The sequence below is a fragment of the Candidatus Manganitrophaceae bacterium genome, assembly GCA_016200325.1.
Taxonomy (GTDB): Bacteria; Nitrospirota; Nitrospiria; order SBBL01; family Manganitrophaceae; genus Manganitrophus.
In genome coordinates, this window is record JACQEZ010000004.1 from 99,370 (window position 1) to 111,781 (window position 12,412).

10 protein-coding genes are annotated in these 12,412 nt (G+C 61.7%); 1 reads left to right on the top strand and 9 read right to left on the bottom strand.

Features of this window, described 5'->3' with window-relative positions:
- Positions 1-6 precede the first annotated feature (6 nt).
- The 7 genes from HY282_03295 to HY282_03325 are packed head-to-tail and all read right to left on the bottom strand — an operon-like array spanning position 7 to position 8,124.
- Positions 7-1,116 (bottom strand): glycosyltransferase, encoded by a 1,110-nt coding sequence (locus HY282_03295; protein MBI3802766.1) that lies wholly within the window; start codon positions 1,114-1,116, stop codon positions 7-9.
- Positions 1,113-2,282, bottom strand: a complete 1,170-nt coding sequence (locus tag HY282_03300) for a glycosyltransferase (GenBank protein MBI3802767.1) — start codon at positions 2,280-2,282, stop codon at positions 1,113-1,115. The genes HY282_03295 and HY282_03300 overlap by 4 nt, the downstream gene beginning before the upstream one ends.
- Entirely contained in the window at positions 2,279-3,415 is a 1,137-nt protein-coding gene (locus HY282_03305) for a glycosyltransferase (GenBank protein MBI3802768.1), read from the bottom strand. The genes HY282_03300 and HY282_03305 overlap by 4 nt, the downstream gene beginning before the upstream one ends.
- Before the next feature lie 39 nt (positions 3,416-3,454).
- A complete protein-coding gene (locus tag HY282_03310) occupies positions 3,455-4,567 on the bottom strand; it encodes a glycosyltransferase family 4 protein (GenBank protein ID MBI3802769.1) in 1,113 nt (370 codons plus the stop codon).
- Positions 4,568-4,601: 34 nt separating this feature from the next.
- Positions 4,602-5,897, bottom strand: a complete 1,296-nt coding sequence (locus HY282_03315) for a TIGR04295 family B12-binding domain-containing radical SAM protein (protein MBI3802770.1) — start codon at positions 5,895-5,897, stop codon at positions 4,602-4,604.
- Positions 5,894-7,009, bottom strand: coding sequence for an NAD-dependent epimerase/dehydratase family protein (locus HY282_03320; GenBank protein MBI3802771.1), 1,116 nt, complete (start codon positions 7,007-7,009; stop codon positions 5,894-5,896). The genes HY282_03315 and HY282_03320 overlap by 4 nt, the downstream gene beginning before the upstream one ends.
- Entirely contained in the window at positions 7,006-8,124 is a 1,119-nt protein-coding gene (locus HY282_03325; GenBank protein ID MBI3802772.1) for an SDR family NAD(P)-dependent oxidoreductase, read from the bottom strand. The genes HY282_03320 and HY282_03325 overlap by 4 nt, the downstream gene beginning before the upstream one ends.
- Before the next feature lie 636 nt (positions 8,125-8,760).
- On the opposite strand from HY282_03325, the gene HY282_03330 reads away from it, so the two are divergent.
- Positions 8,761-9,702, top strand: a complete 942-nt coding sequence (locus HY282_03330) for a beta-xylosidase (protein MBI3802773.1) — start codon at positions 8,761-8,763, stop codon at positions 9,700-9,702.
- A gap of 12 nt (positions 9,703-9,714) precedes the next feature.
- On the opposite strand, the gene HY282_03335 is transcribed toward HY282_03330, so the two are convergent.
- Complete coding sequence (locus tag HY282_03335; GenBank protein MBI3802774.1) at positions 9,715-11,532, bottom strand: ABC transporter ATP-binding protein; 1,818 nt, start codon at positions 11,530-11,532, stop codon at positions 9,715-9,717.
- A 225-nt stretch (positions 11,533-11,757) separates the two neighbouring features.
- On the bottom strand, positions 11,758-12,412 hold a 655-nt coding region (locus HY282_03340), incomplete at its 5' end, for a GDP-mannose 4,6-dehydratase (protein ID MBI3802775.1).

A 12,412-nucleotide genomic window follows, 5' to 3' on the forward strand; every position in this document is an offset into this window, starting at 1 on the left:
TACTCCTTAAAAAGAGGCGGCCTCCCGAAGCCGCGGCAGGACGGTCAACACTTCTCGGGCATATTCTTCCAGCTCTGCGGCCCGTTGCACGGCGGTATGTTCGGCCAATACACGGCTGCAGGCGCGCAGTCCGATGGCGCGCCGCTCTTCCTCCGACGTCTCACGCAGATAGGAGAGGGTCTCTTCCGGAGAGCGGGAGATCAGAATCTCCTCTCCCGGCTTGAAGAACGTCTCGAGCCCCTGCCACGCATCGCTGATAATCGGCGTGGCGCAGGCAGCCGCCTCGAAGAGGCGCACACTCGGAGAGTAGCCGGCCCGGCGCATGTCGGCGCGGGTCACATTCAGCGTAAAGCGCTGCCGGTTGTAGAAGGCGCGGTGCTGCGTCGGGGGAAGGTGCTCGATCCGCTCTATATTATGCGGCCAGTCGATCGTCCCGGGATATTTGGAGCCGGCGACGATGAACCTCCCCTCCTCCCAACGGCGTGCCGGTTCGACCAGAAGCGCCTCGAGCGGCCCCTGTCGATCGAGACTGTAGGTCCCCATATAGCCGAGCGACCATTGCGGCTCGACCTCCTCCGGGAAATAGAGGCTGGGATCGACCGAGCAATAAAGCGGTCGGGCCTTTCGGGCGCCATACTCCCGCTCGATCCGTCCGAGGATCGGCCCCCCGGTAAAGGAAAGATAGAGGTGATAACGCGGGATCAGCGCTCTGGAAAGGTAGTCCGCCTCGTCCCGATCCAGTTTTGCGAGGGTGACCGGCGTGTCGATGTCATAGAAGGCGGTCGCGCCGCGTGCCGTGGCCGTGACCCACTCCCCGATCGCCGAACCCTCCGAGACATAAGAGCCGACGACCACCAGATCGGCCTCGCGCACCTCCTCGGCAAACCGGTCTTTCAGCTCCTCGAGGCTCTCATAGAGCTCGAAGCGGCCCTGCCGCGGACGCTTCAAATCCCGGTTCGACGCATACCAGGGGGCGTTTCGCTCGAGAAAACAGAGGTCATGGCCCCGCGCGCTCAATCCCCGCACCAGGCTTCGGTAGGTCGTGGCATGCCCGTTTCCCCACGAAGAGGTGATCGATAAGCCCAAGATAACGATCGACAATCGTGATCCGTTCATAACACCTCCCCTGTTTGAAGACGCGATTCAGATCCGCTGTTTTTTCCTTCCGGGTCGGCGCGCTCCCGCCGGCGGCGCGCTCTGCCGGTTGCCTCCCTCCCGTCGAGCAATGCCTCCAGCTGCGCCGCCCGGTGGGCATACGTATGCTCCGAGAGAATTCGCCGCCGCGCCGCCTCTCCGATCGCTCGGGCCCGTTCCAATGTCAGCGCCTGGAGCTCCGCCGCCACCTCGGCGCCATCGCGTGCGACCAACACCTCCTCTCCCGGATTTAAAAAAAGCTCAATCCCCTCCCAAGCGTCGGTGATCAGACAGGCCGCCGCCCCAGCCGCCTCGAAGACGCGGGTCGCCGGCGAATAACCGTTTCGCGCCATGCTCTCGCGGGTGATGTTCAGGACCGCCAGCGGCGTGCAGTTAAAGGCATTGTGATCGCGCGTGTAGAGGTGCCCGAGGTCGTGGACGTTCTGTGGTTTCGGCTTGTCGGCCCAGCCCCCTCCCGCCAGGAGAAAGCGCGCCGAGGGGAGCGCCTCCGCCGCCTTAAAGAAGAACTGCTCCACACGCGCTTCCCGATCGGGAAGACGGTTTCCCAAAAAACCGAGCGTTCCCTCAAACCGCGGGTCGGGCGGGACCGGATGGTGTGTCTCGGGGTCGAGCGCGTTGTAGATCGGAAGACACTCCCGCGCCCCCAGCGACCGATAGGCCTGAACCACCGGCGCCCCGCCGCCGTAGGTCAGGATCAGATCATAGCGGGGGATGAGCGGCCGGAAGGGGTCGCCGGGATCGCGCAACACCCGATCGAGCGTGGCGGCGGCATCGACATCCCAAAAGATCGCCTCGGTATGGCGATCGCGCAGGTCGAGCACCGCCGCTTCCAGCCGCGCATCGAAGACCCCGACGCCGCTCGCCTTCACAATCCAATCGGCCCCCCGCGCCGACGCCAAGGCCTCCTCCACCCCGGTCTCGGAGTTGGGGTAGACGACCACGCGCGCCCAGGGGGGATCGGCGATGTCGCGATGGGCCTGGCGGTCATAGGCATCGGGCTCGTAGAAAGTCACCCGAAACCCGCGCCCGTGGAGTGCGCGGATCACCCCGCGATAGTAAGTCGCCGCCCCGTTCCAGTAGGCCGAAACCAGGCTCGACCCGAAGAACGCAATCGTTCGTCCGCTCATGCCGCCACCTCCTTTTTCGCCGGCAGGCCCCTCAACCCGGCATCGATCGCAAGGAGCTCCTCCACACGGTGGCCGCAGGTATGCCGCGCCAGAATCGTCGCCCGCCCGTGCGCGGAAAGCGCGCGCGCCAACGACGCATCGTTCAATACCGCCCACAGATGCCGCTTCATCTCCTCGCCATTTCGGGCGATGAGAAAATCCTTCCCCGGCGTAAAGAGCCCTTCCACATCATTCCAAGGGGCCGAGACCAACGGGATGCCGCAGGCAAGCGCCTCGAACGGCCGGATCGTCGGAATGCCGGGAAGGGCGCGGACATACGGCCGACGGGGGACATGAACGGTCACGCGGTACCGGGCGAAGACCTTCGGGACATCATAATTGGGGAGCCATCCGCCATAGTGAATGCCGGCGTCGGCCAGGGCGGCGCGCCCCGCTTCGGGATAGCGGACGCCGTAGACCCGCGCCGAGAGGCCCAGCGCCCGCACCGGCTCCAACAGAAAGGTCTCCAGCTCCGCTGTCCGCTCCCCATCCCCCCAATTGCCGATCCAGACGAGATCTCCTTCACGGTCGGCTTTGCGCGGATGGAAGCGGCGGACATCGGCCGCCTCATGCCAGGTCCACGCCCGCGCCGCCCAGCCGCGGGAGAGATAAAGATCGCGGATGACGCGACCATAGGCGAGGACCCCATCATAGTGTGTGAGGTTATATCGGGCCATCTCCTCCGGCGCGGTGACGCTTCGGTGATGCGTATCGTGAAAAAGGAGACGATACCGCCCGCCGCCCGCCCGGTGCGCTCCGACCCGTCCGACCAGCTCGGGAGGATTCCACTCGTGGACGACGACGAGATCGACCCCCTCGAGCGCTTCATCCAGAACGTCTCGCAGATCGGCGCGATCAAACATAGCCGGATCGTAAAAGGTGCTCTGAAGGCCGGGATAGACCTCCCTGAACCGGTCGATGACCCCCAGCCCCTGCTCCCTGATGAGATTGCAAAGGCTCCAGCCGTCGCGCGGCTCGAAGACACGGACCTCATGGCCGCGTCCGATCAGCTCCGCCGCCACACCCCGCAAAAAATGGGCGTTCCCATGGTTCCAATCAGAGACCAACGAGTGATAAAAAAGAGCGATGCGCAAATCAACCTCCTGACCAGCCTTTGTTTGTCTGAGCAGCCTTTATTTGGATGAAGCGTGCGGGGTCAATGCCGCCTTGTTCCCTTCCCGGGATGCGCCGTGGCGCGCCAGCATCTCTCCATAAAGCGCCGAGTATTCTGCCGCCATTCGCTCAGGCGTATAGCGGCGGGCGCGGCGCTGCGCGCGGCGGCCCATCGACTCGGAAAAAGGGGGATCGCCGATCAGGCGCAGCAGCGTCTCCCGCAGCGCCTCGGCATTGTCGGGCGGGACGAAGAGGGCCGCATCCCCCCAAACCTCCCGCAAGCTCGGCAGATCTCCCAAAACGAGCGCGCAACCGGAGAGCGCCGCTTCGAGCGGCAAGAGGCCAAACGGCTCGTACCGGGCTGGCAGGGCAAAGATCGATGCCTCGGAGAGCCACCTCGCCAGCGCCGGCGGATCGAGCCTTCCGAGCGGCTGAAGCGCGTCGAACCGAACTTCCCAACGATCGGGATGAAACGACTCCCCCGCCACACAGACCGGCCAAGGAAGCGTCGAAGCAATTCGATCGAGCTGACCAATATTCTTCGCTTCATCCCAGAGACGCCCCGCGGTGAGGATGAACGGAACCTTCTTGGAAGGGGCAAAGAGGGCCGGATTACGTCCATTCGGAATCACCTTCCCGTGACGAAATGGTCCGTAATCGTGTCGCAAAGAGTCGAGCATCGCGACCGTCGGCGCAACGACGCAATCGGCGGCTTCTATCCCCCGCCGGACCTCACGGCGATAGCGGTCCCAATCGGATGGGGCTTCCTCCCCCCGGACCGCCCGCCACCAGGAGAGAACACAGGAGTGGCCGACGACCAACACCGGACTCCTCCACGGGAGCGCCCCATGAACATAACCGTTGAGATGAATCAGATCGGGCCGCCACTGCCGCTCCAGCTCCAGCAGCCACTCCCCGGCTTGAGCCACTTCTTGCCAAGGGGAGCGCATCCACTCGAGCTTAAAAAGGCCCGAAGTGAGCGTCAGGTTCGGAAGGCGCTCCGCCTCCCGTCGCTGGGCCGGCGAGGGAGCTTCTCCCTGGGTGGCGAGGACGACCTCGACTCCGTGCGGCGCAAGGGCGCCGACCAGCTCCAATGCATAGTTCCAGACACCGCCGACGGTGTCGGCCGTCATGAGAATTCGGCGCGGCAGCAATGTTCCGTCGGGATCATTTGCTTCCATGCGACTCCAGCATCGGAAGGGGGATCGGACGTTCCTCTTGGATGTCGCTAAACGTCTCATACTCCCGAAGATAGTGTTCGTGCGCCCGCTCCCAGGCCGCCTCATCCGGCAGCCCCCACTTTCGGACATAGTCGGGCGAGCCGGGATAGGGGAACATCGGCACCGGCTTGTTGGCCCAGACCCCCTCCTTGCGCAACCTTTCCCGCCAGCGTTCAATCGCCTCCGGATCGTCGAATTGGGCGTCGAGGAGGTTTGCTTGAACAAAAGGGACATGCCGCTTGGCAATAATGAGCCGATCGACCATCTCGTCGGTGGAGAGTCGGCTTGGCTTGTCGAGCCACTTTCTTCCCTCCACCGTGATGCTCTCCACCCCCGCTTCGATCGACACGCAGCCGGCGCGCCCCAGCAGCGCCAACATCGGCGGCGTCCAGAGATCGATCCGCGTCTGCACCCCGAAGCGGATCCCCCGCTCGGCGATCGCCTCCAGAAGCGGCTGATTCGGGAGGAAGATCTCGTCGATGAAGTAGAGGTAGGTCGCCCCGGCCTCTATCAACCCGTCGAGTTCCTCGACGATGGCCGCGAGGGGGCGCTTCCGATAGTCATCCCGGAAATTGTCCTTTGCGCAGAAAGTACAATGATACGGACAGCCGCGCGAGGTCTCCATCTCCGCGCCGGCTCCGTCGGGTGGGGCATCGAATCGGTGATGATGGTGCGGATGGCGCGCCAGCAGCGCGCGCGGCCAGCGAAGCGGCGGAAGGGCGGCCAGATCGCCGGCATGCGGCCCGCCCTGGACCCGGATCTCGTCCCCCTCGCGATAGCAGATCGAGGGGATGCCGCGCCACTCGCCGGCCGTTTTTTGAACGAGAAGCGGCAAGATCTCTTCCGGCTCGCCGAGGACCACGACATCGACCTCGAGCTTCTTGAGCGTGATTGTGGGGGTGGTAGAGCCATGCGGGCCGACGGCGATCAATGTTCCGCCGACCTCCCGGAGATCGCGCGCGGCCTCGATCGGAATCCGCAGCTCCGGCGGCGCGCAGCGCCAGAAGAGGTAGCTGGGGGCGCTGGTGATCACGGTAAAATCGGGCGCAAACGAGGCGACGCGGGATTGAACCTCCTCCTGGGACAACCGCTCCAGGTGACCGTCGACGATCAAGACCTCCGCCCCGATCCGCTCGAGGAGGACCTTCGCATAGCCGTACTCCAGCGGGAGGTGCGGCTCCCGACAGCCGAAGTAGATGCTTCCCTCGAAGCGCCAATGGGGATTGACCAGGGCGACCTTCATGCCGCCCCTCGCTCGGCGGTGCGGGAGAGCCGAATTTTAGAAACGCTCCGTGGCCGCTTCAATGCCGAGCGCTCGGAGCGGAAGGCGAGGAGCCATTCATGGAGCGCCTCGATCCCCTTTTCCACATCGGTACGGGGGACCCATCCGGTGGCGGCCTGGAACTTCCTCGTATCCGAGACGTAGTAACGCTGATCGGCCCGTCTCCATGCATCTAATTGTACGGACGGCTTCTTCCCTCGCAGCGCCCCGATCTGCTCGACCAATTCCAGCAGGCTGATCGCATTGGCGGGCCCCCCTCCGATGTTGAATGCTTCCCCGGAGAGGAAATCGATCCGCTCCTCCACCGCCAGGAAGGCATCGACCAGGTCTTCGATGAAGAGAAGATCACGCACCTGCTTCCCGTCGCCATAGAGGGTAATCGTCTCGTTTTCAATTGCGCGGATGAGGAAATGTGCGACCCATCCCTGATCTTCCGTTCCGAATTGGTGCGGACCGTAAATACAGCTCATTCGAAACACGACCGCCGGCAGGCCATAGGTCCGTGCATAGTCGAGAACATATTGGTCGGCCGCCCCTTTCGAGCAACCATAGGGGCTATGGAAATGAAGCGGCCGATCTTCTCCGACGCCGTGCGCACGGATCGTCGACTCTTGCGGCGCGTACCGCTTCGCCGCGTTGCGGAGCGGGAGATCCTCCAGCGCACCATAGACTTTGTTGGTGGAGGTAAATAGAAGCGACGGCGGCTCGGGCTGAGCCCGAATCGCTTCGAGCAGGTTCAGCGTCCCGCGTGCATTGACTTCAAAGTCATGGATCGGCTCAGTGAGGCTGGTGGTGACGGCCACCTGCGCTGCAAAATGAAAAACCGCGCCGGCCCGCGCCACGCTCCGCCGCAAGGCGATGAGATTTCGGATATCCTCGATCTCAACCTCCAGGCCGGCATGATGTTGCTTCCGGAGCCATTGAAGGTTCTCTTCAACCCCGGCGCGAGAAAGGTTGTCAAAAACAATCACCGACCGGCCTTGCTCTAAGAGACGATGGGCCAGATTGGTCCCGATAAACCCGGCCCCACCCGTGATCAACACGGGCCGATCTTTTCCTGCTCCGTTGATCATAGCGTCAACCCCCGGGCGGCGAGCTCTGCACGCGCGTCGGAGACCCGATCGATCGCCACCTGCCCCTTAAGCCACGCGGCGAGTTCAGCCAAGCCCTCTTCCAGCGGAATACGCGGTTCGAATCCCAGCACCTTGCGGGCGCGGGTAATGTCGGCAAAACAGTGCCGAATGTCGCCGGCACGATACTCGCCGGTGATCTCCTCTTGAAGCTCCTCTCGTCCGAGCGCCGCCGCCATCTGCCGGGCAACGCCCTGAATCGGATAGGAGCGCCCACTTCCGATATTAAAGGCCTCTCCCGCCGCCTCGGGAACTTCCAGCGCCAGCCGACAGGCCAGCGCCACATCTTGGACGCTCACAAAATCGCGCCGCTGGGCCCCGTCTTCAAAGATCATCGGCCGATTGCCGTTCAGCAGCCGGGCCGCGAAAATCGCCAATACTCCTGTATAAGGGTTGGAGAGGGCCTGGCGGGTTCCGAACACATTGAAGAAGCGCAACGCCACCGTCGGGATGCCATAGGCCCGCCCGATCATCAAACAGAGCCGCTCCTGATCGTATTTTGAGAGGGCATAAACCGAGGAGAGGCAAGGGAGCTTCGACTCGGGGGTCGGCATCGGCTCGAGCGGCTCGCCATTCGGTCCGGTCGGCTCCCATTGGCCCGCCTTCAGCTGTGCGACGCTCCGCTCGGCAGCGGTCACCCGGCTCCCATCGGCGGCGCGATACAACCCCTCCCCGTAAAGGCTCATGCTCGACGCCACGATCAGCCGCTCGACCGGCCGCGCGATCAGGGCTTCGAGCAGAACGGCGGTTCCGAGGTTGTTGATCTCTGTGTAACGGGCCACTTCATACATGCTCTGGCCGACGCCGACCGCGGCGGCAAAATGATAGACGGCATCGACCCCTTCGAGCACCCGGCGAACCGCCGCCGGATCGCGGACATCACCGATCACCAATTCTACTTCGGGATGAAGATAAGAAGGCCGCGCCGCCTCGGCCCCGTGGACCTGTGCCTCCAGACTGTCGAGGGCGCGGACGCGATACCCCTGCGAGAGAAGTTCATCGGCCAGATGTGACCCGATGAAACCGGCGCCGCCTGTGATCAGGATCTGCTTCTTCATGTACGACTCCTTACGTTAGAAAGTCATTTTGAAAGTTGCATCGAAGAAGGAGCAAGAGACATGCCTCAAATTCAGCCAAAGGCTTCCAGCTTCCTCTGCGTGAAGACTTCTCCACAGAGAATTTCACAAGATATTCACAAGAGTTACAAAAGGGATCTCTCCCTTTTCGGACACCCATTATAAGGAATATGCCCGTAATTTAAGTTAAAATGGAACGCTGATTTTTCTGATGGAAGGCATTTTTTAGATATCCACTTCTTCCACAATGTGGTCCAGCCCGGCCCTCTTTTGCATTCTCGTTAAAATGCGAATGTAATCGGCATGACAAAAAGATTCGAAATCATTTGCAGAGAGTTCGACATCATTTTTACGCGACTGAAACCTTTTTCAACATTTGTAAGTTCGCTTACTTGACGCGCTCTTTTTAAACACGCTACCCTTTTTTATTAAGCTTTGAAGCTGCGATACCCATCGGATCAAATATCATAGGAGTATTTATAAGACGAAGGCCTTTCAGATCGCTTGGCCGGTTCGGATCGGCCGGTGAGGGTATAAGATACGACGTCGGCACGATTGCATGGCTGAATCAAAATTTAAGACTCCAGGCCGGCGCAACCAGAGGAGGCGCGATGCGCAATGATTGAGGCGATCAAGTTTTGGAACGAACCAAACAATCTCTCCCACTGGGACTTCAAGATCGATCCGGAATGGAGAGACTACACCGAGATGACGCGGCTCGCCGCCGAGCGGGTACGGACGCTCGCTCCGACGCTCCGCCGGGTGCTCGGCGGGATCTCTCCGATCGATCCGAATTTCATCTCTTTACTTCGCGGATACGGTCTATTGAAATGCGTCGACGTGGTGGCGGTGCATGGCTTTCCACTCGACTGGAACCACTGGCAGCTCAAAGAGTGGCCGAAGAAGATCGAGGAGATTGAACAGGCGGCCGGACAGCCTGTATGGGTCACAGAAGTCGGGGTGTCGACCTTCGGCGCGGAGGAGGTCCAGATTTTTGGCCTGCAACGGACGACGGAGCTGTTACTCGGGCGGGTGGAGCGGATTTTTTGGTACAGCCTGCTGGACCTGCCGGCCGACTGGGAGGCGACGACCCGACACAAGGAGAGCGAGGGAAGCTCTTATTATCGTCATTTCTACATGGGGCTGGTCCGCGATGACGGAACACCAAAGCCGGCGCTCGACTGCTTCAATCCGCAGCTCGGCGTCTGCCAGTGGTTTCATTTTCAAGACCACCGGCTCGACGCCGCCGTCGGCTGGCTCCGTCGAATAGGAGTGAAGAAATTAAGGACGGGACTCAGCTGGGCCGATTGGCATCGGCCGGGCGCCATTGAATGGTTCGACCGTCAGATGGATGCGCTCGCCGAATTCGATACGACGATCACCCTCTGCTTTACCCCGCCGTCCCGCGGGCGGCAGCCGCACCACACCTCGCCGCCGCAGGTCCTAGAGGAGTTCGCCCTCTTCACCGAGTGGGTCGTTCGGCGCTATGCACTGAACCAGAAAACCGAGACCGAGACACCCCAGCGGATCTGGACCCCTGCCACAGAAGACGTTCGCTGAAGGTGGATGAGGTTAGGGACGGGATATGACGGCGGGGAGGAGGTTGTGTGGATGGACCGGTCTTTCTTCGGTTCGGACAATGTGCAGCGCTTGCCGGCGAACGAGGGAGGCATAGTAGCCGTCGGCCTGGATCAGCGCCTCATGGGTTCCGCTCTCGAGGATCTCCCCCTCTTTGAGGACGAGGATCCGATCGGCTTCCACGATGGTGGAGAGGCGGTGGGCGATCACAAAGGTGGTCCGTCCTTTGATCAGCCGTGCGAGCGCCTCCTGAACCAGCGCTTCGGACTCTGCATCGAGAGCGGAGGTGGCCTCATCGAGGATGAGAATCGGCGGGTTCTTCAACAAGGCGCGGGCGATCGCAATCCGCTGCCGCTCTCCGGCGGAAAGCCTTGCTCCCCGCTCCCCGACCCCGGTTTCATACCCTTCCTGTAAGCGCTCGATAAAGGGATGCGCATTGGCCGCCTCGGCCACCGCAATGATTTCGCTGAGTGAGGCGGTCGGTCGACCGTAGGCGATGTTATTTCGGACCGAATCGTTGAAGAGGAGCGCTTCTTGGAGGACCACGCCGATCTGCCGCCGAAGGGATCGTTGCTTAAGGCGCCGCAGGTCGGCCCCATCGATGAAAATGGCGCCGGCCGTCGGATCATAGAGGCGCTGCAGCAGCGCCATGAGCGTTGTCTTTCCCGCCCCGCTCGGCCCGACCAGCGCGACCATTTCTCCCGGACGGACAGAGAGGTCGATCTGGCGCAGAAGCGACCGTTTCTCATGATAAGCAAAAGAGACATTCGAGAAGCGAACCTCCCCTCGAATCGGTCCGACGTCGGCGGCGTCCGGCGCATCGGCGAGCGGGTCCTCGGCGTCGAGGATGGAGAAGAGGGTGCCGAGCGAGACCGAGGCGCGCCGCAGCGTTTGATAAATCCCGGTCAAGCCTTGGACCGGCCCGAAGAGCCCCTGGACATATCCGAGAAAGGCGATGAGGGTCCCCAACGTAATCTCCCCCCGAAAGACGAAGAGACCGCCGAGGGCGACCGCGGCGACCCGGGCAAGCATCACCACGAGGTTCTTCGCAGCCCCGACCCCTGCATCAAACCCGACCCCACGAACCACGACTGCATTGGCATCGCGCACATCGTGGAGGAAGCGTCGCTTCTCCTCGTCCTCCATGGCAAAGCTCTTGACGGTGGCGATCCCGGAGAGAACTTCATTGAAGCGGGAATAAATCTTTGCCCACCGATCGAGCAGGGTCCGCTCCCGCTCTGTCTGCTGTTCAGCCGCCCAGGCACCGATCAGCGCCGGTAGAGGGGTAAAGGCCATCACCATCAATGAAAGCCGCCAGTCCAACTGCACCATGACAATGAGGGCAAGCGCCAGATAGACGAGCGCCGGCAGGACGTTGAAGACGATCTCGCTGAGCGCTTCCAAAAATCCCTGAATCCCACGGTCGAGCCGGGTCATGATCCCGCCGACACTCTCCTGCCGATGGAAGGTCAGCGGGAGCGACTGAAGCCGGTCGACGGTCGCTTCGAGAAGACTATAATGGGCCCCCAGACGGACCCGCCAAGAAAGCCATCTCGATAAGGCGAAGACCCCTTCATGGCCGAGCCCTAAGAGCAGCAGCATCCCGACGTTCATTGCGATGCTCCGCGGGGTCGCTTCGTGGCCGAGTTCATCGAAGAGGGCCTTGAGGACCAACGGCTCAAACGCGCTGAAGACCGCTCCACTAAGCGTCAGTCCGAGAACCACCCCGATGGCGCCCCGAAAAGGCTGTATAAATCGCAGCGCGCGCCGGCCTTGGTACGACCAGGTCCCCTGCTTCTCCCCATTGCTCATTCGTTATCTCTTCCCCGACCCGTTACATCCGCTCTCTCATCTTAGAGAAATCGGTTCACCCTAAACCGATCAGGGTATCAGATCTTTGAGATTTCGCTATAGGGAATTGACCTTATTCAGACGGGAAAATGGATAGAGAAGACCTCTTTGACGCAAGGAGGGGGAGACGCAACGGACTCCGAACGGAGCCCGTTGCGTTTGATATGTAAGATGTGAGTGAACCGATTAGCCGACGCGGCGGACCGCGCCGCCGGAGAGACGCGGCCGGCGTTGCGAAGGCGTTCCGTCGGAACGCTCCCCATTGCCGTTCTGATTCAGTCGGATCGGCCTTGCCGCCGGGGTTAGGGTCTCGGGTGAGAGGCGGAGCCGCTCTGCAAAATAGGCAATCGTCTTCTTGAGCCCCTCTTCGAGTTGAATCGAGGGGGTCCATCCAAGCGATTGCTTCGCCCGTGTAATATCGGGACGGCGCTGCGTCGGATCGTCTTGCGGAAGCGGCTTTTTGACAATCTTTGATCGGCTCCCGGTCAGTGCGATGACCTTCTCGGCCAGCTCCAGCACCGTGAACTCCTCCGGATTTCCCAGGTTGATCGGTCCGGTCAGATCAGGGGTCTCCATCATCTGAATCAGCCCTCGAATGAGGTCGCTGACATAACAGAAGGAGCGGGTTTGGCGGCCGTCTCCGTAGAGGGTGATCTCTTCTCCTTGCAGGGCCTGGAGGATGAAGTTGCTGACGACTCTTCCGTCATCCGGCGCCATGCGCGGCCCATAGGTGTTGAAGATTCTCACAATGCGAATATCGATCCGATACTGCCGATGATAGTCCATCATCAAGGTTTCGGCTACTCTTTTCCCTTCATCATAGCAGCTTCGAATGCCGATG

Bases quoted from the DNA above. Each gene is read 5' to 3' on its own strand.
- HY282_03295 (MBI3802766.1), bottom strand. From the start codon at position 1,116: ATGAACGGATCACGATTGTCGATCGTTATCTTGGGCTTATCGATCACC.
- HY282_03300 (MBI3802767.1), bottom strand. From the start codon at position 2,282: ATGAGCGGACGAACGATTGCGTTCTTCGGGTCGAGCCTGGTTTCGGCC.
- HY282_03310 (MBI3802769.1), bottom strand. From the start codon at position 4,567: ATGACGGCCGACACCGTCGGCGGTGTCTGGAACTATGCATTGGAGCTG.
- HY282_03315 (MBI3802770.1), bottom strand. From the start codon at position 5,897: ATGAAGGTCGCCCTGGTCAATCCCCATTGGCGCTTCGAGGGAAGCATC.
- HY282_03320 (MBI3802771.1), bottom strand. From the start codon at position 7,009: ATGATCAACGGAGCAGGAAAAGATCGGCCCGTGTTGATCACGGGTGGG.
- HY282_03325 (MBI3802772.1), bottom strand. From the start codon at position 8,124: ATGAAGAAGCAGATCCTGATCACAGGCGGCGCCGGTTTCATCGGGTCA.
- HY282_03330 (MBI3802773.1), top strand. From the start codon at position 8,761: ATGATTGAGGCGATCAAGTTTTGGAACGAACCAAACAATCTCTCCCAC.
- HY282_03335 (MBI3802774.1), bottom strand. From the start codon at position 11,532: ATGAGCAATGGGGAGAAGCAGGGGACCTGGTCGTACCAAGGCCGGCGC.